Origin of the sequence: Sphingobium sp. CECT 9361, from assembly GCF_918741285.1 — a bacterium.
In the GTDB taxonomy this organism is placed as follows: domain Bacteria; phylum Pseudomonadota; class Alphaproteobacteria; order Sphingomonadales; family Sphingomonadaceae; genus Sphingobium.
Genome location: NZ_CAKKNC010000023.1, coordinates 14,374 through 38,885 on the forward strand (window position 1 = coordinate 14,374; position 24,512 = coordinate 38,885).

The 24,512-nt window shown below is 61.3% G+C and carries 21 protein-coding genes, 1 pseudogene and 1 riboswitch; of the genes and pseudogenes, 9 read left to right on the plus strand and 13 right to left on the minus strand.

The window, feature by feature from the left end; genetic code table 11:
* Positions 1 to 118: 118 nt before the first annotated feature.
* Positions 119 to 505 (plus strand): annotated as a pseudogene (locus tag LQ220_RS21040) (flavin reductase family protein); the annotation flags it as partial.
* 180 nt (positions 506 to 685) lie between these two features.
* Here the strand turns inward: LQ220_RS21040 and LQ220_RS21045 are convergent.
* Positions 686 to 2,035: a site-specific integrase gene (locus tag LQ220_RS21045; RefSeq protein ID WP_230190070.1), complete on the minus strand. Its 1,350-nt coding sequence runs from the start codon at positions 2,033 to 2,035 to the stop codon at positions 686 to 688.
* A gap of 488 nt (positions 2,036 to 2,523) precedes the next feature.
* On the minus strand, positions 2,524 to 4,101 hold the full coding sequence (locus LQ220_RS21050) for a right-handed parallel beta-helix repeat-containing protein (RefSeq protein ID WP_230190071.1): 1,578 nt from the start codon (positions 4,099 to 4,101) through the stop codon (positions 2,524 to 2,526).
* Between LQ220_RS21050 and LQ220_RS21055 the strand changes: the two genes are divergently transcribed.
* Positions 4,100 to 4,609 carry a hypothetical protein gene (locus tag LQ220_RS21055; RefSeq protein ID WP_230190072.1) on the plus strand — a complete coding sequence of 170 codons (510 nt, stop codon included), beginning with the start codon at positions 4,100 to 4,102 and terminating at the stop codon, positions 4,607 to 4,609. The genes LQ220_RS21050 and LQ220_RS21055 overlap by 2 nt on opposite strands.
* Before the next feature lie 283 nt (positions 4,610 to 4,892).
* Here the strand turns inward: LQ220_RS21055 and rsgA are convergent, their stop codons facing one another.
* From rsgA to LQ220_RS21070, 3 genes are all read right to left on the minus strand, one after another.
* Positions 4,893 to 5,813 carry a ribosome small subunit-dependent GTPase A gene (rsgA, locus tag LQ220_RS21060; protein ID WP_230190073.1) on the minus strand — a complete coding sequence of 307 codons (921 nt, stop codon included), beginning with the start codon at positions 5,811 to 5,813 and terminating at the stop codon, positions 4,893 to 4,895.
* A gap of 125 nt (positions 5,814 to 5,938) precedes the next feature.
* Positions 5,939 to 6,160 (minus strand): hypothetical protein, encoded by a 222-nt coding sequence (locus tag LQ220_RS21065; protein ID WP_230190074.1) that lies wholly within the window; start codon positions 6,158 to 6,160, stop codon positions 5,939 to 5,941.
* 126 nt (positions 6,161 to 6,286) lie between these two features.
* The gene (locus LQ220_RS21070; protein WP_230190075.1) at positions 6,287 to 7,501 is read right to left on the minus strand and encodes a GGDEF domain-containing protein; all 1,215 of its coding nucleotides are present in this window, start codon (positions 7,499 to 7,501) and stop codon (positions 6,287 to 6,289) included.
* Positions 7,502 to 7,692: 191 nt separating this feature from the next.
* On the opposite strand from LQ220_RS21070, the gene LQ220_RS21075 reads away from it, so the two are divergent.
* Entirely contained in the window at positions 7,693 to 8,154 is a 462-nt protein-coding gene (locus tag LQ220_RS21075; RefSeq protein ID WP_230190076.1) for a pyridoxamine 5'-phosphate oxidase family protein, read from the plus strand.
* A gap of 269 nt (positions 8,155 to 8,423) precedes the next feature.
* On the opposite strand, the gene LQ220_RS21080 is transcribed toward LQ220_RS21075, so the two are convergent.
* From LQ220_RS21080 to LQ220_RS21115, 8 genes are all read right to left on the minus strand, one after another.
* The gene (locus tag LQ220_RS21080; RefSeq protein WP_230190077.1) at positions 8,424 to 9,269 is read right to left on the minus strand and encodes a glycosyltransferase; all 846 of its coding nucleotides are present in this window, start codon (positions 9,267 to 9,269) and stop codon (positions 8,424 to 8,426) included.
* The gene (locus LQ220_RS21085) at positions 9,266 to 9,856 is read right to left on the minus strand and encodes an SAM-dependent methyltransferase (protein WP_230190078.1); all 591 of its coding nucleotides are present in this window, start codon (positions 9,854 to 9,856) and stop codon (positions 9,266 to 9,268) included. Before LQ220_RS21085 ends, LQ220_RS21080 begins: the two co-directional genes overlap by 4 nt.
* Positions 9,853 to 10,515: a PIG-L family deacetylase gene (locus tag LQ220_RS21090; RefSeq protein WP_230190100.1), complete on the minus strand. Its 663-nt coding sequence runs from the start codon at positions 10,513 to 10,515 to the stop codon at positions 9,853 to 9,855. Before LQ220_RS21090 ends, LQ220_RS21085 begins: the two co-directional genes overlap by 4 nt.
* Positions 10,515 to 11,642 (minus strand): acyl-CoA dehydrogenase family protein, encoded by a 1,128-nt coding sequence (locus LQ220_RS21095; RefSeq protein ID WP_230190079.1) that lies wholly within the window; start codon positions 11,640 to 11,642, stop codon positions 10,515 to 10,517. The genes LQ220_RS21090 and LQ220_RS21095 overlap by 1 nt, the downstream gene beginning before the upstream one ends.
* Positions 11,639 to 12,682 (minus strand): glycosyltransferase, encoded by a 1,044-nt coding sequence (locus tag LQ220_RS21100; protein WP_230190080.1) that lies wholly within the window; start codon positions 12,680 to 12,682, stop codon positions 11,639 to 11,641. Before LQ220_RS21100 ends, LQ220_RS21095 begins: the two co-directional genes overlap by 4 nt.
* The gene (locus LQ220_RS21105) at positions 12,679 to 13,617 is read right to left on the minus strand and encodes a glycosyltransferase (protein ID WP_230190081.1); all 939 of its coding nucleotides are present in this window, start codon (positions 13,615 to 13,617) and stop codon (positions 12,679 to 12,681) included. Before LQ220_RS21105 ends, LQ220_RS21100 begins: the two co-directional genes overlap by 4 nt.
* Positions 13,610 to 14,755 (minus strand): glycosyltransferase, encoded by a 1,146-nt coding sequence (locus tag LQ220_RS21110; RefSeq protein WP_230190082.1) that lies wholly within the window; start codon positions 14,753 to 14,755, stop codon positions 13,610 to 13,612. The genes LQ220_RS21105 and LQ220_RS21110 overlap by 8 nt, the downstream gene beginning before the upstream one ends.
* A gap of 77 nt (positions 14,756 to 14,832) precedes the next feature.
* On the minus strand, positions 14,833 to 16,920 hold the full coding sequence (locus LQ220_RS21115) for a catalase (RefSeq protein WP_230190101.1): 2,088 nt from the start codon (positions 16,918 to 16,920) through the stop codon (positions 14,833 to 14,835).
* A gap of 366 nt (positions 16,921 to 17,286) precedes the next feature.
* Here LQ220_RS21115 and LQ220_RS21120 point away from each other — a divergent pair, with 366 nt between their 5' ends.
* The 6 genes from LQ220_RS21120 (at position 17,287) to LQ220_RS21145 (ending at position 24,504) form a co-directional block, all read left to right on the plus strand.
* Entirely contained in the window at positions 17,287 to 18,045 is a 759-nt protein-coding gene (locus LQ220_RS21120) for a Crp/Fnr family transcriptional regulator (protein WP_230190083.1), read from the plus strand.
* A gap of 32 nt (positions 18,046 to 18,077) precedes the next feature.
* A riboswitch (cobalamin riboswitch) is annotated at positions 18,078 to 18,276 on the plus strand.
* Between the two features lie 149 nt (positions 18,277 to 18,425).
* Positions 18,426 to 20,336, plus strand: a complete 1,911-nt coding sequence (locus LQ220_RS21125; protein ID WP_230190084.1) for a TonB-dependent receptor — start codon at positions 18,426 to 18,428, stop codon at positions 20,334 to 20,336.
* A gap of 97 nt (positions 20,337 to 20,433) precedes the next feature.
* Positions 20,434 to 21,288, plus strand: coding sequence for an ABC transporter substrate-binding protein (locus LQ220_RS21130; RefSeq protein WP_230190085.1), 855 nt, complete (start codon positions 20,434 to 20,436; stop codon positions 21,286 to 21,288).
* Entirely contained in the window at positions 21,285 to 22,259 is a 975-nt protein-coding gene (locus LQ220_RS21135; RefSeq protein WP_230190086.1) for an iron ABC transporter permease, read from the plus strand. Before LQ220_RS21130 ends, LQ220_RS21135 begins: the two co-directional genes overlap by 4 nt.
* A complete protein-coding gene (locus LQ220_RS21140; RefSeq protein ID WP_230190087.1) occupies positions 22,256 to 23,038 on the plus strand; it encodes an ABC transporter ATP-binding protein in 783 nt (260 codons plus the stop codon). The genes LQ220_RS21135 and LQ220_RS21140 overlap by 4 nt, the downstream gene beginning before the upstream one ends.
* Positions 23,038 to 24,504 carry a cobyric acid synthase gene (locus LQ220_RS21145; RefSeq protein WP_230190088.1) on the plus strand — a complete coding sequence of 489 codons (1,467 nt, stop codon included), beginning with the start codon at positions 23,038 to 23,040 and terminating at the stop codon, positions 24,502 to 24,504. The genes LQ220_RS21140 and LQ220_RS21145 overlap by 1 nt, the downstream gene beginning before the upstream one ends.
* Positions 24,505 to 24,512 lie beyond the last annotated feature (8 nt).

Genomic DNA, 24,512 nt, shown 5'->3' on the forward strand with positions numbered 1-24,512 from the left:
GGCTATCCTCGACCTCTTCGCACGACCCCCACCCAAGCGATGTCCACACTGCAAGCGACTGCTCACCGCGCCCTTCGAACCTAAAGTACCAAAGTAGTGTTAGGTTGTCGGAACATTCACCTCCGTTTCCATCGACCCCCCTTTGGTGGCCTTTATGCCGTCTAACGCATCGAGGAGTTGGACATCTATTCGGGAGACCGGGAAATTCTGCGTGAACGTTCTCGCGATCGAGCATATTGATTTGTGCCAGTCCATCTTTCGTGCAGAGCCCAACGAAGCGATAGCGGGTCTGAACCTGTCGATGCAGGACGGCTTCCTGCGAGTAGAGGGAGCGTTAGCATGGGTCGGCTGTAAGATTTCGCAAATACATGATGCAGGTGACCATGAAATCGTGATTGGTTTTGTGGAATATCTGGAGGAAGGACCTCCCGGTTATCCGCTCCTGTTTTTTAAGGGGCTATACGGCAGTTTTGAAGCTCTGCCTCCCGGTCGGGATCATGCGTGATTAGCGGGTAATTTAATCGGGATCAGGCAGGTTGGAGCGACGAAGTCCGATCGTCCTCCAAGCAAGTTGAACTTTGCGATTATCGAAGCCCGCACAGTGAGCGAGGCCGGAAGATCCAGTTCTGGTCGTCGCCATCGCCCGCCGCGCAAGCATGTTGCTCCGTCTCTCACAATTTTCGATTTACACAGTTCGCACCATCACGCTCCCACATGGGGATCCGAATCCGGCGGTGTGGCCGCATCGACCCCGACTCTTTGTGGTCCAAGCGGCGAGCCGCATCGTCTCTAGTTTCGCAGCGCCCAGAGCAAGCAGCCGCTCGATTTCATCCGATGTCCGCCGCACGGCGAGCTTCAGTGCCTCGTCAATGTGGACATAGTCCTGCGTAACATTCTGTGAGGCGTGGCCGAGCATGGCGCGGATCGTCAGCTCCGAGAAACCTAGCTCACCGGCCACGCTGCCGAAGGTATGGCGCAGCGTGTGCGGTGTGACGCCCTCGATTCCCGCCAGTGCGCAAACGCGCTGGATGCAGGCACTGACCGCCGTGAACGGCCCCGTTCCGACTTCCGAGGGGAAGGCGTGCGGATTGCCCACGATGCCGGGCTGGTTCTCGATGACCCTGACAGCCGCAGGGCCGATCGCCCGAAGCTGCGCACCCCCCTTGGTGTCCGGGAACGCGACATAGCCAGCAGCCCCGTTGACCCAGGCGCGGTGCATCGCCTGAGCTTCTTCCCGGCGGTATCCGGTCAGCAGCAGCATGCGCAGCACACCGAGAGCGACGGGGTTCTCGCCGTTGCGCTGGGCATAGGCTATCGCCTTGCCCATTATCACGATCTCGGCGGCGCTCAGACGCCGCGTCCTCTTCTTACCAGCCAGCTTCTTCGCACCCTGCGTCGGATGAGTGTCGAGCAGGCCCTTATGCTTCGCATGTCCGATGATGGCCTGGAGCGTGCCCACGCAGCGCGCCGCGACACCGGCGCCGCCGGTCGCCATACCACCCCGGCCGCCGCTGCGCGGCTTCGCCGTCTTCCCGTCCTTCACGTCGGTCTGCATCTGCTCGGCATCCGCGATGGTCAGATGCTTCACGACCCGCTTGCCTAGGAGCGGCTTGATGTGTGTCCTGATCCGGCTCTCATCCATGTCGAGCGACGATTTCTTGATCGGCAGGTTCTTGCGGCCGAGGATGTTCCCCGCCCGCGCTTCGGTCAGATACCAATCGCACATCTCCTCGACCGTCATACCTTTTCGCGCTTGGCGAACTTCGTCGGCGGGGTCTTCACCGCCGATGACGGCCGCCAGCTTGAGCTTGGCCTGATCGCGCGCCTGGTCGACGGTCAGCACGCCATAGCGCGCAATGTTGATACGGCGCTTGATGCCCTCGGCATTGCGATACTGGACGATGAAGGTCTTGAGGCCGGACGGCAGCACCCGCACGCCGAAGCCCTTCACCTCCGTGTCCCAAAGGACAGCCTGCTTCTTCGCCGACGGCACGAGCGCATCGATCGCGCGCTTGGTCAGTTTGCTGGTTGCCATCGTGATCCTCCAGTTGGAGACAAAGCTCGTCGAAAGGGGCTTTGTCTCCAAATTGTCTCCACGGGACGCCCAATTGCGTCCAGCAGCAGGATACGATAGGATAGGCTAAATATCAATAACTACTGAACAAATCGTAGTATGGGGTAGGCTCGGAAAGCTTGGAGAAGCCGCTCATCGAAGTTGCCAAGGTTGGGGTCGAGGGTTCGAATCCCTTCGCCCGCTCCAGTTTTTCCACGGAAAAGCAAGCAGTTAAGCGATCTTAGCGGATCGCTTTTTCTGTTTGTGAGCTCTGCAAAATCAAAAGTATGGGGTGCACAGGCGCTGAAATCCGCTGAAGCGGCGGTGTTTAGGTGCCTCCGGCTGAGTTAGCCTGCCGATGGGCAATTCTGTGGGCTTTGGCGATTGGTACCCGCTGTCTTACAGGCAACCATTCCGCAATCGTCGAACCCCTTTGGCTCCGGGCTGCGTAAGCCCTCACCTTGACCCCATTAACGGCGCGATTCGAAGAAGGTCGTCATCCTTGGCTTCATCGGGCGTACGGGGGTGCGCAATTCTCGCTCCAACATCGTCAGCATCCAGCTCCGGTGCTGAAGGATGAAAGTGGTAAAATCGCCTGTGCTGGAAGGATGAAACACCGGCACTGCCCAGTCCGCTTCGGGCTCGGCATAGGCTGCCTCGAAAACGCCGCGCTCATCTGTAGGCGGATCGATATGGCTGCCCAGAAAGCTATAGCCCCGGAACCGGATATTTTCTGCCGGCGAGAACCCCGGCGCTATCACATAGTCAGGACCGCTTCGTCCCGCCTCATGGCCGTAACGCCCGGTGCCTGTTACCGCGAACCGGTTATCGATAAACCGAACATCATTTGCCCAACCTTGCCATTCGGTAGCAATGACCATCTGTGCATCGATCGGTTGTCCAACATGCACGACATTGTTTTTGATCAATACATCCGAAACAGGACCGGAGAGCTGAAAAATGCGACCTGCGTCGTTGCGACTGACGTTGAAGCGTGCGGTCGTTCCGTAATTGCCCAGATTATCGGTATTGTTTCTGCGCGGAGAACAGATGAGCAGAAAGCCGCCTGCGTTATCATGACTGTAATTGTAAACGAAGGTTGTTCGTCGGGAGTTGAAATCAGAATCAAATCCCTGACCATCGTAGCGGGTAACAGTAAACGCCGCCTCGTTGAGCTGTATAAGACTGTGGTCTGTGCTCCACTGCCAGATCGCAGCGTTATAGCCCGGCGCTCGGCTGCCCGCGTAGCGCACTATATTATGTTCTATAAACGCGCCGTCAGTCCCGCGCGGGACGATGCCGTCTCCGCCTACATCTTCGACAAGATTATCGCGGATCACAACCTTTCCGCTGGGAAACCATCGCGCTATCGTCACCTGATCGCTGATCCCGGCGATGCCTGACCTGTCGACCCGCCAGACGATATTGCGCTCGATCCGCAAATCTTCGAACCGGGTCGCCCGTTTGGGTCCAAGAGCACGGAACACGATCCCGCCATTATCCTTGCGGTCGTTGGTCCCGCGCACGTCATGCACATACATGTCCGTGATACGAATACCGCGCTTGACGCCGCTGTCTTCCGCTGAAACGAGAACGCCGTAGCGCGGCTTCACAGGCGTCGCGTCGTTCGTGACTTCAAGGCCACTGATGGCCACGAATTCTGCATTGAAAATAGCGATGCCATAGTCTGCGACACCACCTGCCTCAATCCGCGGTCGCGGACCAACTCCGGCCACGCGGACCGAAATTGGCGCATTGTTGCGCCCGGAACGCGTAATAACCAGGGGCTCTCGCCACACAGAACCTGCAGCGAGCAGGATCGTATCGCCTGGTTGGAAGGGCGTGTCCCTTACCCGTTGAAGCGAGCGCCATGGTGCGGCGGCCGACCTACCGTCATTTCCGTCGTTGCCCACGCTGGAGTCGACATAATAAGTTGCGGCCCATCCGCTCGTGGAACCGATCAGCCCAATCGCCGCAGCGAATATTGCCACACAATGCCAGAGCAAGCGGTGTTGGGCTGCTACGGACAAGGGGGAGGGTTTCATCATGAAGCGGCTGATAGCGCGCAATATGCGCCATTCAACCCTGGAAAACGCATATACCGAAGATCAGGATGGGAGGTTCGTATCGCTCATCGAGCGTCCGTTCAAAAGCGTCGCCTGGGGTGCCAATCACAATTGGGGGGAATTGCAGGCGCGTCGGCTCAAGAATGAAGGTGAGAACCCGGTGCCGCATTATTGGGAGCATGTGATGTGGGTATGGGGCCAACCCGACATGGATGCCTTCATGGCGCTTATGCCCAAGGTAACGCTGAACGGGCACATGCAGAATATGACCGTCCCGTTCCTGATTACTCACGGTGCGAACGACCGCCAGATTCCGCGTGAATATGCCTATCAAAGCCGCGATCAGGCCGTGAATAGTCCGCACCTCGATTTCAAGCTGTTCACCGATGAGGAAGGTGGCGTTGAACACTGCTCCGCGGACAATATGGAGCCAGTCAAAAGCTATATAGCCGATTGGGTGCAGGACAGGTTTCTCGCAATGGAGAGATAGGAAGGGGTTCCCATCGAATGGCGGCTTTTCGATTTCGAAATTGGAAGCGGATGAGGGGCATGGCTCCCGCTCACGGCATTTAAGTGCGAGAAGGGGCTCCTGTCATGCAACGCAGGTATCAGCGCGACCAGTGGCGTCGTAATCCGCCAACATCGCCCTAGTTTAGCGCCCTGACGCGGCTTCGCGGTCGTTCTGAACATTCGAAAATGGTTCATCGCTTTGACATGATCTACTACCAGCCACGGCGGCGGTTCCCCCGCAGCTAATTGAGCTAGAGAAGAGCCTAGGCCCCCGACCGTTTACCCATTCCGCTCCGCTTTCGTGTGAGACTAGCGGTATTGAGGGCCTCCTCAGCCGTCAGTCTGCGCCAGCGTTCCAGGCGCGCGGTCGAGAATTCACCGCGGGCCATTGCGGCCTGGACGCCGCAGCCGGGCTCGGCATTGTGGGCGCAGTTGGAAAATCGACAGTGCTCAGTCGCTGCGGCAATATCGTCGAAGACTTCACCCAATCCCGTTGCCGCATCTGTCAATTGAAGTTCGCGCATGCCGGGCGTGTCGAGCAGCCAGCCGCCGCCAGCCAGACGATGCATCTCCCGCACCGTCGTCGTGTGGCGACCCGTGCCATCGGCTTTGCGGATATCCTGAGTGGCTATGCTGTTCGAACCTCGCAAGGTGTTGACGAGTGTCGACTTGCCGACGCCTGAGGAGCCCAGAAGGGCGACAGTCTGTCCCATCCCACACCAGGCCGCGAGGCACGCGACATCATCCGGATCGCGCCCGTTGACGGTCCGCACGAGCAAGTCAGGCTGTAGACTGCGTGCAGATGCCCCGAATGCCTCGGGGGCGTCGGTGATATCTGCTTTGGTCAGCACCACGACGGGGGTCACTCCCACATCGCGCGCGAGCACAAGATAGCGCTCGAGGCGCGATGCGCTGAAGTCCTGGTTGCAGGATGCGACGATGAACACTGTGTCCACATTGGCGGCGATCATCTGCGTTTTCCGGTCGGGGCCGGGCGCACGCCTCTTGAAGAGGCTCGCACGGCTCAGAACACGCGAGACGTGCTGCGTCTCGCGATCGATCAGCAACCAGTCACCTATTGTCGGATGGTCGTGGGCAGGACCGGCGCCGGGGATATGCGGATCGACCAGCCATGAGCCCGCATCGCCCGTCACGGCAATCTTGCCGCGATGGACCGCCGTCACGCGCACCGGACAGCATTGAGCGACTTCTTCGTCAGAAATCTGTGCGCTGAAAAAGGGTCTCCAGCCCAGTTCGGTAAGGCAGCTTGTCGGCTGGACTAAACGATCGGGGGTCTCGATAGCGTCGCTCAGGAGGCCGATGGCTTCGATTTGGCCTTCAGTGCCGGTGTGGCGGAGACCGCAGCCGTCAAAATGTCGGCAGCAGCAGGCCTGCGTTCGATCGCGTTGCGAGCGGCGCGATTGCGCCGATTATTGGCTGTGCGCAGTTGGCCCATATAATGTCCTGTCAGGTTGATATCGCGCGTCGTTGGCCGGGATGACATATATAACGCGGCGAGATAACGGCTCATGGTCATATCGGCGCACTGAAAACAAGGCCCCTTGGGCTGAAGCCGACCTTATGTCGGTCGTTAAGCGACCAATTTTCTGATTTAACAGTGAATGTTATGCTTATCCCTACCGAGTTGTGAGCCCGATCATTTTGGCCTTCGTTCACCGGCGGCCGTTGGTGCCAACGCACCATAGCGTCTGCCTACGCCTTTCCCGGCATGTTTCGCGGCATACAGGGCCTGATCGGCACGCAGGCGAAGTTCGACCGTGGTGACTGCATCTTCCGGAAGGCAGGCAAAGCCAATACTTGCACCGACCTGCACCACTGTGCCACCTTCCAACGTGAACGGATGGCGGGCAACCTCTGCGATCAGGCGGTCTGCTAACGGCCCAACCTTCTCGGGCGCCATCCCGCGGACAACAGCCATGAATTCATCGCCGCCCATGCGTGCAAGTAGATCATCCGAGCGAAGCTGCGCGGCCATCCGCTTTGCCACTTCGATCAACAGAATATCTCCCGCTCCGTGCCCATGCTTGTCGTTAATGTCCTTGAAGCCATCAAGATCTATGCAGATCAACGCCATTTGCCGATCCGGGCTGGGCGTGATCTGGATAAGCGCGTCATCCATGCCCTGGCGATTGAGTATCCCGGTCAGCGCATCATGCTGAGCGAGATGGATGGCCTTCGCCTGCATTCCAAGCGTCAGAAGCATCGACCGATGAAAATTGCTTATGATCTGCATTGCGCCCAGCAGAAAGGCCGGCGTCATCGGGACAATCACCATGAACCACGGTTCTCCCGATGCCACGGCACCCAGCACGAACGGAAGATCACATAGAAGAACGAGCATGAAAGCAAATCGTGGGGCTGCATAATTGCGCGCACAGATAGGACCGATCATTGCCATAACCAGTGTGGCCGCAAGGACGCCTAACACGAGATCGTTGCCGATCATGATGGTAAAGGCCAGCGCCCCCTGTTGTGCGCACCAGAGCGTAGAAAAAAGTACCGATCTATCGATGGTCGGCACATTACCGCCGCGCAGGGTTCTGTCTCGGATCTGCCAATCCAGGAAGCGGCAGCTCATCAGCACCGCTTCTGAAATCGCGAAGAGCCAAAATACCATGTTACCGGTACGAAATAGCCCGACGGCGATCACCATCAATGCGCACAGGGATCCCATTATTACGGATGCCGGAGAACCAATCATCTGCCCGAAGAGAAAAGAGCGCTCAGAGCCGCTGACTTTACCGGCAGGTTCAAAGAACCATCGGACAGCAGGCGCCTGAACCCTAAGTTGGGCACGAGTGAAAGCGGTCACAGCTATTGGGTCCGATGGCATGTTGCTCATAATAGCCATGGTCAGCTACGAACCCGTTAATGGTTCACCGACAAAAAAGCGTGATCACATCATGTCATACGCGAAACGGACTGCGCTAATACCAGTCCGATCGTTTCGACAGCGAGATAAAATAGCAATTACTAATGTAGCATTTGGGAGCGTTTACTAACGTGAGACGTTGGAAGGGCGAGCGAAGAAGGAGAGCCCGGATGTCGAAGAGAAACTTGAGCGAACTCGCAGCCAAAATGAAAGACATCGATTTCACGATGCTATCCACGCACAGTCCGGGCGGGACGATCGGCGCTCGGCCAATGAGTAATAATCGCGACGTCGATTATGATGGCGACAGTTGGTTCTTCACTACGCAAGACACCCAGATGGTGGCCGACATAGAACAAAACCCGCAAGTGGGTCTCAGCTTTCAGGGTAAGGCGGGCCTTCTGGGAATCCGCCCCTTCTTCATCGCGATCGAGGGTCAGGCTGAACTGATCCGGGACAAGGGTACATTTGCCGCGCACTGGACCAAAGATCTGGATCGGTGGTTCGAGCAAGGCGTGGATACGCCAGGCCTCATCCTTATTAAAGTGCACGCAAAACGTGCGCATTATTGGGATGGGGAAGACGAAGGCGAAGTATTGGTTGAACGCGGGGCCTTTGTGGGCGGTCCATGAGGAGCGTCTAACGGCAGCGTCAGTCAGTTTTCGGCGGCCCCACATCGGCCGGCGTGTAAAGAGTTAGCGGTTTACGCCCCCATATTTGGGGGCGTCGGATGAGTTGCCCGGATCGCTCTGATGCTGGAGGTAGCACCTGCCGTCTCGACTAATTAGAAATAATGAAAGCCCGTCGGCCGCGTAGCGACCCGATGCGTGTGCCGATTTTGCTCTGGTGCGTACTGGGCAGCCATGAGCAAATCGGCGGTGAAGAAAGTAAAACTCGACAACTACCAGGCTGTCACCACCCGCGCGCGCTCGATTTCGTCGGGATCGGGTCGGCGGATCAGGGTCAGTATTTCTCCTTCGCGTGCGATAAATCCCGCCTTTTCAAAAGCCTCCAGCCATCCTTCCATCGGCCATATTTTCCAGCGCTTGTGGAACAGCATTGCGTTACGGACGATGTCGTCCAGATGCTGCAGCGGCGGATCGAAGCTGTCGTGGTGCTGGTGAAAGGCGCCCGTGCCGCCCATGAACAGCAAAGGCAGCTTCTCCTGCTTCGCGCGGAAACCGAAATCGGTGTCCTCCGCGCCATAGCCGGTAAAGGCGTCGTCGAATCCCCGCAGGTCAAAGAAGCTCATCCGCCGGATGCCGAAAACCAGTGACCAGAACAGCCCTGCATTCTCCTCTTTCCGTAGACCGCTTTTCGGAAACGCGCGCACAGGATGCTGCACGCCGCGCTGCTGCAGATCGTCCTCCAGCCACGTGCCACGGGCATCGTCGGGACCGAGATACAGCACCTCGGCACAGATCAGCGCGTCCTGCTTCTTCAGGGCGTTCGCCATGGCATCGGTAAGGGTACGCATCGGAATGCAATCGACGTCCAGAAACAGCAGATCGGTGCCTATCGCCGCTTGCGCAGCCGCATTACGCCCCGCCGCCAGCGGCAGGCCGGGAAGATCGAGCTGCACCACTCGCACCGGGAAGGGCGTCTCGCCTATGCTGACCGTCGGCGCACTGCCCATGTCCACGATCACCAGCTCATCCGGCAGCACATCCGATCGCCGCAACCCTTCCACCAGTTGCGCGAGATGCGCGGACCGGTTCTTGACGATGGTGAGCACGCTGAGGCTCATAAGCCTTTGCGCCACAGATCGAGCCGATAGCGCGCCTGTCGTTCTACCCTGACCGCATATATGCCGCCGCCGAGGGCTGCGCGCATTTTGCTTACCGCCTCGTCGCCCGACTGCGGATAATCGGTATCGCCTGTCCAGTGTACCAGCAGGACGTCACCGCCCGGCGCCAGATGCTCCGCGATCCACGCTCCCGCCCGCACTATGTCGCCATCGTCCCAATAATATACGACCTCGGACAGCACGATCAGATCGAACGCCGCGCCTGCCGGTGTCTGTTGCGGAAAGGCCATCCGCCCGAACGACACATGCTCCCATTCCGCGCAGCGCAAGCGCGCCGCTTCCAGCGCAGTCTCGCTGACATCCACAGCAAGCAGCGCGTGACACTGCGCCGCCAGCCGCGCCGTCAGCATACCCTTGGCGCATCCGACCTCAAATCCCAGACCATATATGCGCTCATTCAATGCCGCGATGCTGCGATCATATTTGGCCTGTTCATAGGCACTGCTTTCCAGATCCCACGGGTCCGCCGTATTTTGGAACATGTCCTCGAAATAGTCTGCGTTCAGGGTGTCCTTGTGCCGTGTCATGCCGCACGCCGCACATACAACGTATCGCGCGCCGTCATCCGCTGCTGCGCCTTGGGCAAACGGAACCCCGCACCATGCGAAGCGGTAAGCTGACTGCGATGTGCGCGCAGCGCATGGCCACGCTTGCCAGTGGGCATCGGTGCGCTGCGGACGATGCGATAGGCTTTGCGGTCTGGCACTTCGCCCCAAACCACATATTCCGCAACGATAAGCCGCCGCGCCATCGCACCTTGCACTGCATAAGCCAGCCGCGCCGCCGCCGAATGATCGCAATGCGGCTCTGCCAATGCCGTCACCGCCACAGCATCCACGTGCAAACGCTGACACAGCGCTGTGAGCGTCCTGCAGGACTGCGCAAACCGTGGATGGTCGGACTGAAAAGGCATTGCGTCTTTCCAACCAAGATGCCGGGGAGGGGCGGCGCGACTGCCCGTCAGCCGACGCAAAGCCACCGCCGCCTCACGCTTCCGCACACTCACCAGCCTGCCACCATCCTCATGCGACCCCGATCCATCGGTCAGGTACACAACACCCGCCAGGCACCGCGCTTTGGCCATCTGCGAAATCAGCGCAGCGGCCCCCAACGTCTCGTCATCGGGATGGGGCGCAAGGATCAGCCATCGCATACCGCGCCAGGGTTTCGCATCCAGCATCTGCATCACCACAGGCTATCCTCCGCGCCCCAGGCATCGTGATCCAGCCATGCCAGCGCTGCCTGATCGCGCGCATAATCCGGCCCTGCCTGCCGCAGATAGAGGCTCAGATCGCGGATGATCTTGTCGATCCGCTGTCCGTCCATTGCACTGCGCGTACCGACGATGCGCGCCGCCAGTTCCATCACGTCCAGCGCTGCGCGCTCCACGATCCCACGCGTCATCCGCGCAAAGGCCGGACCGTCGGCATCCTCCGATGCCGCGCGCAACGCGCACTCGCGCACCCAAAGATACGCCGTCCGCGTCGCTGCGACCGCATCCGCAAACTTCGCTCTCTGGAGCGGATCGGCACACGCCGTTTCCGACATGCAGGCCCGCGTCTCGATCAGCAGCGCTTCGATCCCACCGAGCTGCACTGCCGTAAAGCGCCACGCACCCGTGGTGAAGCGCGGCTCCAGATCATACTCCCCCGGCGCGCCCAGATACGCCCCGGCATCGACCGTCATGCCACTCACGTCGTAGAGCCCGCTGCCCGTCGCCCGCATCCCCCGCACGCGCCATTGCGACAGGTCCGCGCGCTCCGCCTGATCGGCAGGCACCACGACCAGCCGACGCGATCCGTCCGCCGGCTGCGCCGTTATTACTGCATAGGCCAGTCCGCCCGCGCCGGTCGCGAACGACTTGGCCCCCTCCAGCACATCCACGCCATCGGACGCGGATATGCGCACCCCCGGCTGCGGCTCAGTCGCCCACACGCCATAGAACGCATTCCGGTTCAGCTTGTGCCCCAGATCCACTTTCTGCGCCGCCGATCCATACCAGTCGAACAGCGTCACCGCATTGACATGGCCTTCATACAATCGCCCGACGCTCAGGTCGGCGCGCCCGACGATGCGCAGCACCGACATCATGCACAGGTTGAGTGAGGCGGCATCCGCAAATGCCACTCCGCCGCTCTCAACCGGCGCAAAAGTGCGATGCAAATCTGCCGCGGCCAACACTTTCATGCTGTCGACCGGAAAAATCGGCGCTGCATCGTATCGCGCGCCCAGTTCGGCCAGTTGCGGAAGGATCGCCTTGGCCCGCACCACGGGATCGTCCGGCACTGTCGCGATAGGGTTCGTCAGCGTCATTCCCGATACTCCACTTCGCCCGCGATGCTCTCCGCACAGTCTGCCAGCCACAACGCCGCCGCCTTTGCACTGTCAGGATGGTGCAACCGCCGACGATTGGCCGAAGGCACGGCGTGCGCTTCGCCAATCAGTATCGGCCACAAGTCGGCATGCGGCCAATCCTGCAGCACAATCGCAGCATCCAACGCTTTCAGACGCGCTGCCGTTGCACGCTGTTCGTCATACGGACGATCCTGCGGGATGCAGATGAACGGTCGATCCGCCGCAAGCACCGCGCCCAGCAGGCCATCCCCCGCCGCGCCGATCACGACACCCGCGCGCGCAATCTCCTGTTCGGGAGTATCGACCCATCCGGCAATCTCCAGATTCGGCGGCGGATCATGCGGCGATGTCACCGGCCCGATCACCCGCCAATGCATATCGGGGCAGGTGCGCGCCGCGTCCGCAATCTGCGCGCCATCGCCCACCGGTCCCCCACGACCGACCACCACGAGAACGCGATTTTCGTCTCGCGGATCTTCCTGCGCCTGGGCCGCGATGCCGGGAAAATAGGTCGTCTTCTGCCGCACCCACGCAGGCGTGGAGGCCATCTCAAGATCGGCATGAAACGGCGCCAGCAAGGCAAAGGCGCTTCGAAACGCATCGAGATGCGCGGGGTCGCGCCGGTCGCCGTTCAATCGCACATAGACAGTGGGTACAGACGCCAGCCGCGCCAGCATCGCGACTTCCACCGACACATCCACCACCATCAGCGCGGGGTGCTCGGTCGCGATCCACAGCGCCATCTGCGCGACCCGCCGCCGAACGCCCTTATGATCGACCGGCGCATAATGCAGAACGGACGAACGGCTGTCTGCGCCATCGACACCGTCGAACTGCCCAGAGACCGGACGATCGTCGCAAAGATCGATTCCCGCATCGCCAATGCCCGTCCCCAATAATGTGACCGGCCAATCGCTCGCAGCAGCAATCGCCCGCGCGCGGGCCAGATGCCCTGCGCCATGATGATGCACATAATATCCGATGGGTCGGCGGTTCATGGTGCCATTTCCAGCGCCATGTCATGCGGCATAGGCGGCAGTAACGGTTCCTGCTGCGCGATCAGCGCCTGTCCATCCGGCTGCGTCCGCAATTGCCGACGCCATATGGCGCGCGCGCGCCAGTGATTGAACGCCGGTGCCATCGGCATCGAACCGCTGTGGGCCGTCGCCAGCAAATCCTGCATCGCGACCGCCATACCGCCCTCTGCGCGCCCATCGGTGCGCGGCGAAACATAGGTATACACGTCTTGCGGATGCGCCAGCCGCGCACCACGCGCCAAAGCCGCATTCACCAGGGCGCGATCCTCCCCCGTCGGCAACAGCGGCACGCCCCCACAGGCCCGATACAGATCGGCGCTGATCGCCAGCGACGCACCGGTATGATCGCCATGCCGTGGCGCAGGATCCCACGGCTGGGGATCGACATTGTCCTCGATGGCGCGGACAGTCATCCAATACCTGTCCCACGCTTCCCTTATGCGTAGCGCATGGGCGGGCAGGGGTTCCCGCATATCGATCTCTATCCGCCCGCCGACGATATCGGCACCGCGCGCAAACGCCGCCATTATGCTGGTCAACCAAGCGCGCGGCGGGCGCGTATCGGCGTCCGTGCTGACGAGCACCGCGCTATTGTATTTTGCCATCAGCGATAGTCCTGCGTCCATCGCCATGCGCCGCGCCGACCCCGCATGTGCGATGTCCGGCGCGAAATCGGCGGACAGCAGCGCGATATGCAGACGTCCCGCATGTCTTTCGCGCGCAGATTCGACGACCTGCACGCTATCGTCCGTCGTATTGTTGATGGCTACGACAACGGGAACAGGGCCAACCCAATCCTGCCGCGCCAGCGCATCCAGCAATATCGGCAGCCGCGCCGCTTCATTCCGCGCCGGAACGCATACGCACAGATGCATCGGCGCGGCTCGCTCAGCCATTCAACGCTCGGCTCATGGCAGCAAGGGGGCGCGACGACGGCACAAGCTGCAACGAAGCTGCAGAATCGCCCCGCCGCTTTGGCTCGGCCAGACCGATCTGCCGCTGATACAGCGCCTCATAATCGTCGACCATCCGCTCCGCATTGCACATCCGCACTGCCCGCGCGCGACAAGCGCGGCGATCCAAAGACAGTGCGCGCAATCCCGCTCTGGCGAGGGAGCCTACATTGTCAGGCGTCGCCAGCACGCCGCATGTTGCATCCAGAATTTCCGGGATTGCCCCCCGCGCGAACGCGGCAACCGGTACTCCGCAAGCCAGCGCCTCGGCAACCACCAGTCCATATGGCTCATCCCACATCGGCGTGCACAAAAAGGCCCGCGCGCCGCCTACCAGCCGCGACAGATCGCGATGATCGAGATGCCCGACATGCACCGCGTTCACTCCCAGCGCAGGCGCGATCTTCGCCTCAAAATAGGCTTCGTCCAAAATCGGCCCTGCGATCTTCAGCGGCAATCCAATGCGCCGTGCCGCTTCGATGGCCAGATGCAGGCCTTTTTCAGGAACGATCCGGCCATACCAGACCAGATAGCCTTCAGGATCGGCCTCCGCATGAAACGCGAAGCCGTTTAGGTCGATGCCGTTCAGGATTACCTCGTCGATGGGTCGCACATGGCTCCACAAATCCGCGACCGACTGCGAGACACCAATAAAGGCGTTGTTCTGTGCCGTGCACAAACGAATGCCGCTTTCCAGCCAGCAGAAAGGCGGCGTGTGCAACGTCGTCACCATCGGCATTGGCAGGCTGTCCGCCATGGACACCGGAAGATAGTGCAGCGAATTGTTATGGATAATATCGAAATCGCGGTGCCGCAGATCGTTCATCAGGCTCAAATACGCATGATGCTCTTTGAAGAACGCGATGTCCGTAGCTTCGGCAGTACCGACTGAAGCAATCGCCGTTTCGGTGCAGATCGCTTCCAGTCCAAGGCTGGCCTCCGACTTGGACGATGCGAACACTGTCACGCCATGCCCGCGTTCCCGCAGGGATCGCGCCAGCAAATGCGTATGCATTTCAAGCCCGCCGGCGAAGGGTTCTGCAATGGGATGCTTCAAATGTGCGATGATGCCGATCTGCATCCGGGCGTCTCCTGTCCCTTTTAATCGACGCGGGGACAGCGCACGGCCGTCCCCGTCATCTTTATTATAGTCGTCGATCAGGCTGCCGGTTGCGCGTCCAGATCGACTTTCATCTCCCGCGGCCAATGGCGCAGCGCGCGGCAGGCAGTGAGAAACGCCACAGCATCCTTGTCCGCCGCCAGGGGCATGCACGCTTCGTCCAGATCGTCGGCAATGCCGGCCTTCTCGAACAACGCCTTGGCGTCCGCCGTCAGGCCGATGAACTTGCAATGCGCAAAGGCGTCCGTGACGAAGTCCTTCGCCGCTGCATCGACGGCCAACAAAGCGGCGCCCTCTGCCGAAGCAACGACTGCTACCGCATCGTACAGCACCGATGGCCCGCCATCGATCTTCTGCTTCGCCGCAACCGCCGTCCCGTCCGAAAGCGTCACGCCACCGATCTTCGGGGCAACCACTTCGTAGTTCGCCCCTTCGCTATCGACAGCCTTGACGAGCGCGTTGAAGATCGCGGCATCCGCGCCATCGGTCAGCAATATGCCCAGCTTGCGACCCTTGAAATTGTCCGGGCCGTTCTTTGCAATGCTCAGCGCATCCGACGTCGGCAGGTCCATGATCGTGGGCCGTGCCGCCTTCGCAGCGTCCGGCATATCCAGGCCAAGCCCGTCCGCCACGGTGTCAGCCAGCGTCGCGTCGATGTTCAGCAAGTGCGAAACCGTGCGCGACCGGATGTCGGGACGCTCCACCTTGCTCAGTTCGAACACCAGCGCATCGCCGATATGCTTCTGCTCGATCGGCGTCTGGCTCATGAAGAACTGCCGTGCCTGACTGTAATGGTCGGCGAACGTCTCGGACCGCACTCGCTGCTTGGGACCATCCTCGGTCATCGGCACAGGCACATGACCGCGCGCCGGATCTTCGCGCGGACCGCCTTGTGCGGCGCCCCAGCTATTGGGCTCATAGTTCGCGCGTCCCTTGGGATTGCGCATCGCCATGTGGCCGTCCTGCTGGAAATGCGCCATCGGGCATTTCGGGGCGTTGATCGGGATATGCGTGAAGTTGGGCCCGCCGAGCCGCTTCAACTGCGTATCGAGGTAGGAGAAGTTACGCCCCTGCAACAACGGATCGTTACTGAAATCGACACCCGGCGGTACATTCTGCGTCATGAACGCAACTTGCTCGGTCTCTGCAAAGAAGTTGTCGACCGCCCGGTCCAGCACCAGCCGCCCGACGATCCGCACCGGCACCAGCTCTTCGGGAATAAGCTTCGTCGCGTCCAGCACATCGAAGTCGAAGCTGTCGGCAAAGGCATCGTCGAACAACTGCACACCCAATTCCCATTCAGGGAAATCGCCGGCGTTGATCGCATCCCACAGGTCGCGGCGATGGAAATCGGGGTCGGCCCCGTTGATCTTGACTGCTTCGTTCCAGGCTACCGACTGCAGCCCCTGCTTGGGCTTCCAGTGGAACTTGACGAAGGTGGACTTGCCTTCGGCATTCACCAGCCGGAAGGTGTGGACGCCAAAACCTTCCATCGTCCGCAAGGATCGCGGAATCGCCCGGTCGGACATCGTCCACATCACCATGTGCATGGCTTCAGGCGTCAGGCTGATAAAGTCCCAGAAATTGTCATGCGCGGTCTGCGCCTGCGGGAAATCGCGATCCGGCTCCGGCTTTGCAGCGTGGATCAGGTCGGGAAACTTGATCGCATCCTGAATGAAGAACACCGGGATGTTGTTGCCAACGATGTCCCAATTTCCTTCCTGCGTGTAGAGCTTCACCGCAAAGCCGCGCACATCGCGCGCCAGATCGGCCGAACCCTTCGATCCGGCAACGGTCGAAAACCGCACGAACGCAGGCACCCGCTCACCCACACGCTGCAACACATCCGCGCGCGTCACGTCGCTGAGCGATTCCGTCAGCTCGAAATAGCCATGCGCGCCATAGCCGCGGGCGTGGACCACACGCTCGGGGATACGTTCATGGTCAAAATGGAACATCTTCTCGCGAAAATGTCCGTCCTCCAGCAATGCGGGGCCTCGCGCGCCTTGCTTCACCGAATTCTGGTCGTCAGCGACGGGAATGCCCTGCGCGGTCGTCAGCGTCGCGACGTCTCCGCCTGCGGTCTGATGCGTTTCGCCCCCGCTGCCCTGCTCTTCGCCATACATCGTCGATACATCGAAGTCGGCCACGGGGGGCTGCTCTTTCGATTTAACATCCTTGGAACTGCCGGGGCGCTTCGAAAGGGTTTTCGCTGATTTGGCCAAAGGTACTTCCTCAAGTGAATGGGACGCACGGAACGATTGCTCCATGCGCGGATTTAAGGCGGGACATGTGTGAGCTGACAGCCGGAAACACCGGAGGCGTCTCGCGACGTGTCAGGGACAACAGGGGACTAAACCCACTATTGGCAGACAAGTTGCCAATACTAACCTGCGTTATGATGAATTGCGCGCGCGGGGGATACAGGCAGGCTTCAAAGCGTTCATTGCGCAGATGAAACGTCGTAAATGATAAGCTGACAGGGACCGGATATGCTCACAGAAAATTTTTTGAAGGGCCGACGCGGGTCGTCATTGTCGCTGGAAGAGCACGCCGTACTGGAGAGTGTCATCTCGGAGGTGCGAACGCTCAGCCCGCGCAGCATGATCGTTCGGGCAGGCGAGCCGATCTACCACAGCACGCTGCTGATCGATGGCTTCATGTGTCGCTATGTCGATGACCGCGAAGGCTTGCGACAGCTTGTTGCCGTTCAGGTGGCGGGCGATTTCGTCGATCTGCACGCCTACCCGCTCAAGGTTCTCGATCATGATGTCGCCACGCTGACTGCGGCCACCGTCGCGATCATTCCGCATGGCAAGCTGGATCAGATCAACGCCACCATGCCCGAATTGACGCGCAAGCTCTGGTTCTCGACTTTGCTCGACGCGGCGGTTCATCGCGCCTGGTTGTTCCGCCTCGGGCGGCTGGACGCCGTTGGCCGGGTCGCCCATTTCCTCAGTGAAACCAATGTCCGCCTGCAATTGGCGGGCCTCAGCGACGGCACGCGCTTTGCCTTGGGCTTCACGCAAACCGACATTTCCGAAATCTGCGGCATCACCAACGTCCATACCAATCGGGTGCTGCGGCAATTGCGGGAGGAGCAATTGTGCGTGTTCCGCTCGTCGATCGTGGAGATTCAGGATGTCGAAGGCCTCGCGCGACGCGGCCAGTTCGATCCTGGATATCTGTATCTTAGCCACGATCCGTTCAAAGATACTGCCGCACATCAAAAGCAGAATCGCTTCGCTTAAGACCCCACTTGCCCCCGCGCAGGCTTCGCCCTAAGAGGCGCGCTGCGACAGGTTCCCAGAGATGGGATTGAAAGGGAATTCGGAAATGGAGCGATCCATGATCCGAAGCTGCCCCCGCAACTGTGACCGGCGAGTGCTCGCCCAACATACCACTGGATGTTCGCATCCGGGAAGGTGGACGAGCATGATGACCCGCGAGCCAGGAGACCTGCCTGTCGTTGTCGATCCTTCATGCGGACGGGGTGTGCCGGATGATCGAGGTTTTCCTCGCGTGACGACGTCGATTGGGATGGCGCGCGTGGAATGATTCCGCTCCACGAGTTGTGCTGTTGTGCCTTTGGCGCGTGCGATCCCTTGTTGTTGATCTAAGGGGGAATTTCATGCCCAGATATATTGCGTCGCTGCTATCGCTCACCGCTCTCGTTTCGCCTGTCGCTGCTTTTGCGGAGGACGCGCCGGACACCATCGTCGTCACTGCGACCCGCACCGAACAGCCGCTCTCGCGTGTCGGCCAATCCATCACCGTCATAGACCGTGAGGAAATCGCCACCCGTCAGACCGACACCATCGTCGACATCCTGCGCACCGTTCCCGGCGTCACCATCGCTCGCACCGGCGGCATCGGCGGCGTCGCATCTGTGTTCATTCGCGGCGCGGAAAGCGACCAGACGGTCGCACTGATCGACGGGGTAAAGCTCAACGATCCGTCGTCGCCCGGCGGCGGCTTCAACTTCGGCAATCTGATGACCGGCAACATCGCCCGCATCGAAGTGCTGCGCGGCCCGCAGTCGGTGCTGTGGGGCAGCCAGGCTATCGGCGGCGTCGTCAACCTCATCACCATCCCGCCCAGCGAAGACTTGGCAGTCAATCTGCGCGGCGAATATGGCTATCGTGACACCGGCGAAGTCGTCGGCAACGTGTCGGGCAAGGCTGGCCCCGTCTCCGCGAGCCTGGGCGCGGGCTATTTCCGCACTGATGGCACTTCCGCCTTCAACGAAAGGCGCGGGGGCACGGAGAAGGACGGCTATCGCAACTATGGCGCGAACGCGAACGTCAACGTCGCCCTGTCTGACGCGATCTCGGTCGATCTGCGCGGCTGGTATTCCAACGGCCGCAACGATCAGGACGGCTTCGCGCCACCGACGTTCAGCTTCGGCGATACGCTGGAATACACCAAGACCCGTGACATGGTTGGCTATGCCGGTCTCAACGCCGCGCTGCTCGACGGACGTTTCCGCAACCGCTTGGGCTTTGCCTACACCGATATCGATCGCGTCAGCTACGATGGGGCCAGCACCTCATCGGAAACCTTCGCTGCCAAGGGCCGCAACGAACGCTTCGAATATCAGGGCAGCTTCGACATCGCGGAAGGCTGGCAGACCACCTTCGGCGCGGAACGCGAGAAGTCACGCCTGAAAACCTCCAACTACGGTTTCGCCGACGCCCCTCAAAGCGCCGTCATCGAAAGCGTCTATGGCCAGTTGATCGCTACGCCCTTCGCCGGGTTCACCGCGACCGGCGGCGTCCGTTACGATCATCACAATCGCTTCGGCAGCGCGACGACCTTCGGCGCAAATGGCGTATGGACCCCCAATGCCGGGAAGACCGAACTGCGCGCCAGCTACAGCGAAGGGTTCAAGGCGCCCAGCCTCTACCAGCTCTATGGTGATTACGGGAACGACGCCCTGCGTCCTGAACGCGCAAGGGCGTGGGATGCCGGTGTCACGCAGCGTCTGCTGGACGGCGCGATCGAAGCGAGTGCGACATGGTTCCACCGCAACAGCCGCAACCTCATCGACTTCATTTCGTGCAGCACGCCCTTGACCGGCATTTGCACGGGTCGGCCCTTCGGCACCTATGACAATATCGTCAAGGCACGCTCGCAGGGTCTCGAAGTCGTGCTCGCGCTGCGTCCGGTCGAACCGCTCAAGGTGCAGGCCTCCTACACCTATCTCGACGCGGAAAACCGTTCGCCCGGAAGCCTGAACTTCGGCAACAAGCTTGCCCGTCGTCCGGCGCACAGCGTCAACGCGGCCATCGACTATCGCTGGTCCTTCGGTCTCACCACCGGGGCGACCATCACCCATGTCGGGTCCAGCTTCGACAACGCCGCCAACAGCCGCCGGGTCGAAGGCTATGCGTTGGCCGATATCCGCGCATCCTTTCCGATCACGAAGAATGTCGAAATCTACGGTCGGGTCGAAAACCTGTTCAACGAACGCTATGAGACGGTTTTCCGTTATGGCACGCCGGGTCGCGCGGCCTATGGCGGCGTCCGTGTGAGCTACTGATCTAATGACTCAAGGCGCCCTCTGGATCGATGCACTCCGTCCCCACAACGGGTACATCGATCCGGTGCGCGCTTCGAGGAGGAGGGGCCGAGTCACATTGGCGCGCTCCCTCCTCGCACTCGCGACCGTTCCTATGCTGATGGGTTCGGTGATCTCGCAGGCGGTGCCACCTCGCCCAGCCGCCGCCCACCGCCTGCCCCGCATCGTATCGATCAATCCCTGTATCGACGCAGTGCTGATGCAGGTCGCCGACCCCGCGCAGATCGCGGGGATCAGTCACTATTCGCAAGACCCGCAGGCCACCTCGATATCGCTCACCACGGCCCGACGCTTCCGCGCGACATCGGGCACCGCAGAGGAAGTCGTGGCGTTGGCGCCTGACCTCGTGCTCGCCGGTCAGCATGTCGCGCCGTCCACCGTCGCGATGCTGCAACGGATGCACATCCGCTTCGTCCAGTTCCCGGTGCCGACGACATTGGCAGAGACGGAGGATCAGGTGCGCGCCATCGGATCGGCCATCGGCCAGCCGCAGCGCGGCGCTATGCTGGCGAGCCGGATCGCAAATGCCGCCATCGCCGCGCGTCCCTCCGACACGCAAAAGATCCCAGCGCTCATCTGGCAGGGCGGCGGACTGGTGCCGGGCAAGGGGACGCTCTCCGACGCCCTTCTGCAAACCGCTGGATTTGAGAATATGAGCGCATCCTACGGCCTCACCCAATGGGACATATTGCCGCTCGAATATCTCGTCGCCCGTCCGCCGCGCGTCCTGCTGTCGGTGGGGCAGGGGGCCGGGTCGGGCGACCGTATGCTCTCGCATCCCGTCGTCACCAAATTGGGCACGCGCATCGCCATCCGCCCCTTCGCCCCGCGCCTGATGAACTGCGCCGGACCCAATGTCATAGACGCGCTGGAACGGCTCAAGACGATCCGCAAGGAACTGATAAGTCGATGAGTTCTAAGCTATTGAAACTTAACATAATATTGCTCGCTGCCCTATTTGCGCTCATCGGCTTGTCGCTGATCGCAGGCAAGGTATGGATACCCTTGGACGCATGGCAGAGCAGCGATCCGCGCTGGCTCATCATCGCGGAACTGCGCCTGCCTCGCACGGTGCTGGCCATCATTATCGGCGCGGCGCTGGGCCTTTCGGGCGCGGCGATGCAAGGCTATCTGCGCAATCCGCTGGCCGATCCGGGCCTGTTCGGCATCTCGTCCAGCGCGGCTTTAGGCGCTGTTTTATCACTCTATTTCGGTTTTGCCGTGTCGGCTTATATGCTCCCCGCCTTCGCCTTGGCCGGGGCAGGGCTGGCGATGGCGGTCCTCGCTCTGATGGCCGGACGCTCAGGCAGCCTCATCCTTTTCACGCTGGCGGGGATGATCCTCTCCAGCGTCACCGGATCGATGACGGCGCTGGCCATCAGCCTCGCACCCACGCCCTTTGCAGCGTCGGAAATCATGACCTGGCTGCTCGGCGCGCTGACCGACCGAAGCTGGGACGACGTAAAGCTCGCCTTGCCGCTTACGGCTGTGGGCATCGGGATATTGGCGACCACTGCGCGTTCGCTCGACGCCCTGACCTTGGGCGAACAGGCCGCGCAATCCATGGGCGTCGACCGGCGGCGGGTGCAATGGTCGATCGTTTCAGGTGTCGGCTTATGCGTCGGCGCAGCGGTCGCAACCTCCGGTGTCATCGGCTTCGTCGGCCTGATGGTGCCGCACATGGTCCGCCCGCTCGCAGGCAATCGCCCCTCCGCCATCCTGCTTCCCTCCGCACTTGCCGGGGCGCTTTTGCTGCTCGCCGCCGACAGCTTCGTCCGCGCCATTCCCACCGTCAGCGAACTGCGCCTCGGCATCGCCATGTCGATCCTGGGCGGACCTTTCTTCTTCATGCTCCTCTTCAAGATGCGCAGGACGCTGCCATGACCCTTGGCTTCACCACGCAGGACCTCTCGCTCAAACTCGGCGCAAATACCGTACTGGACGCGGTAAGCGTCGTCTTCACGCCGGGACGCGTTACGGTCGTCCTCGGCCCCAATGGCGCAGGCAAAAGCACCCTGCTCGCTTGCCTCGCCGGATTGCGCGATGCGGACTCCGGTCACGTACTGCTGGACGGCACAGCCCTCTCCAGCTTGCCTCGCCGCGACCGTGCAAAGCGCATCGGCTTCCTGCCGCAAAGCCCCGACGTCCACTGGAATGTCGACGTCCGAACATTGGTATCGCTCGGCCGCTTCCCGCATCGCGGACGCTGGAGCGAAACCCCGCATGACATCGCCGCCGTCGCCAATGCCATGACCGCCACCGATGTTACATCCCTCGCCGACCGCAGCGTCGAAAGCCTCTCAGGCGGAGAGCGCGGCCGTGTCCTATTGGCCCGTGTCCTTGCCGGCGAACCGCAATGGCTGCTCGCCGACGAACCGCTCGCCAGCCTCGATCCCGCGCACCAGATCGACGTGCTGGACCGCCTGCGCGACGTCGCTGCGGCGGGGGCGGGGGTGATCGTCGTCCTCCACGATCTCAATCAGGCCGCCCGCGTCGCCGACGACATCGTCATGCTCCGCGACGGTCGGGTCATCGCCGCAGGGCCGGTCGCAGACGTTCTCACCGCAGACCGCATAGCCCAAACCTATGGCGTAGACGTCCATATCGGCCAAAGCCCCGACGGCGGCACCTTCGTCATTCCCACAGGCCGGATAGCGACCTGATGCCTGCGATCATGTTGCAAGGCACCGGGTCCGACGTCGGCAAGTCCGTCCTCGTCGCAGGCCTCTGCCGCCTCTTCACCAATCGCGGCCTCAATGTTCGTCCCTTCAAGCCGCAGAATATGTCGAACAACGCCGCCGTCACAGCCGATGGCGGAGAGATCGGTCGCGCACAGGCACTTCAGGCCATGGCCTGCCGCACCTCGCCCACCGTCGATATGAACCCGGTGCTGCTGAAACCACACTCCGATATTGGTGCGCAGGTGATCGTCCACGGCAAGGTGCGCGGCACGCTGGGCGCCAGCGATTTTCAGTCGCGCAAGGGCGAACTGCTCGAGGCCGTGCTTGCTTCCTACCACCGCCTCCACGACCAATGCGACCTGGTGATAGTGGAAGGCGCAGGCAGCCCGGCAGAGACCAACCTGCGGCGCGGCGACATTGCGAACATGGGCTTTGCACGTGCCGCCGATGTGCCGGTCGCACTGGTCGGCGATATCGACCGCGGCGGAGTGATCGCCTCCATCGTCGGCACCCGCGCAGTGCTGGACGACGAAGACGCCGCTATGATCCGCGGCTTCCTCATCAACAAGTTTCGCGGCGACGTGCGCCTGTTCGACGATGGCTATGCCGACATCGCCCGGCGCACCGGCTGGCGGGGTCTGGGGGTCATCCCCTGGCTCGCGGCGGCGCGTCAGCTTCCCGCCGAGGATGCCGTAGTGCTGGACCGGCAGGCGCAGGGCCAAGCCATCACCACCATTGCCGTCCCCATGCTTTCGCGCATCGCCAATTTCGACGATTTCGATCCTCTGCAGCACGAACCGGGCGTACGGCTCGTAATGGTCCCACCCGGTCAGCCGCTACCCGGCGACGCCGCGATGGTGATCCTGCCGGGGACCAAAGCCACCATCGCCGACCTCGCCTTCCTCCGGGCGCAGGGTTGGGACGTCGACATCGCTGCCCATGTCCGGCGTGGCGGGCAGCTATTGGGGATATGCGGCGGCTATCAGATGCTCGGCACGACGATTTCCGACCCCAACGGTATCGAGGGACCATCGCAAACCGTATCCGGCCTGGGCTATTTGCCCGCCAGCACCACGATCACCTCCGACAAGCGCGTAGTCGCTGTATCGGGCCGCAGCCTGCGGGATGGCGCACCCTTCACCGGCTATGAAATCCACGCAGGGCGCACCATCATTCAGGACGCAGGCACTGCGGTGCTGCTGCGCCTCAATGACGGTGGCGAAGACGGTTGCCTCAGCGCCAACGGCCAGATCGCCGGGTGCCATGTCCACGGCCTGTTCGACAATCCCCATCAGCGTGCCGCATGGCTGAACCGCCTGCACGTCACCTCCGATGGCGTCGATCAGACGCACCGGATAGACGCGGCGCTCGACACGCTCGCATCTGCGCTGGAAAAGGTCGTCGATGCCGACGCCATCCTCGCCATCGCGCAAACCGCAGGCCGCTAAACGCCTGC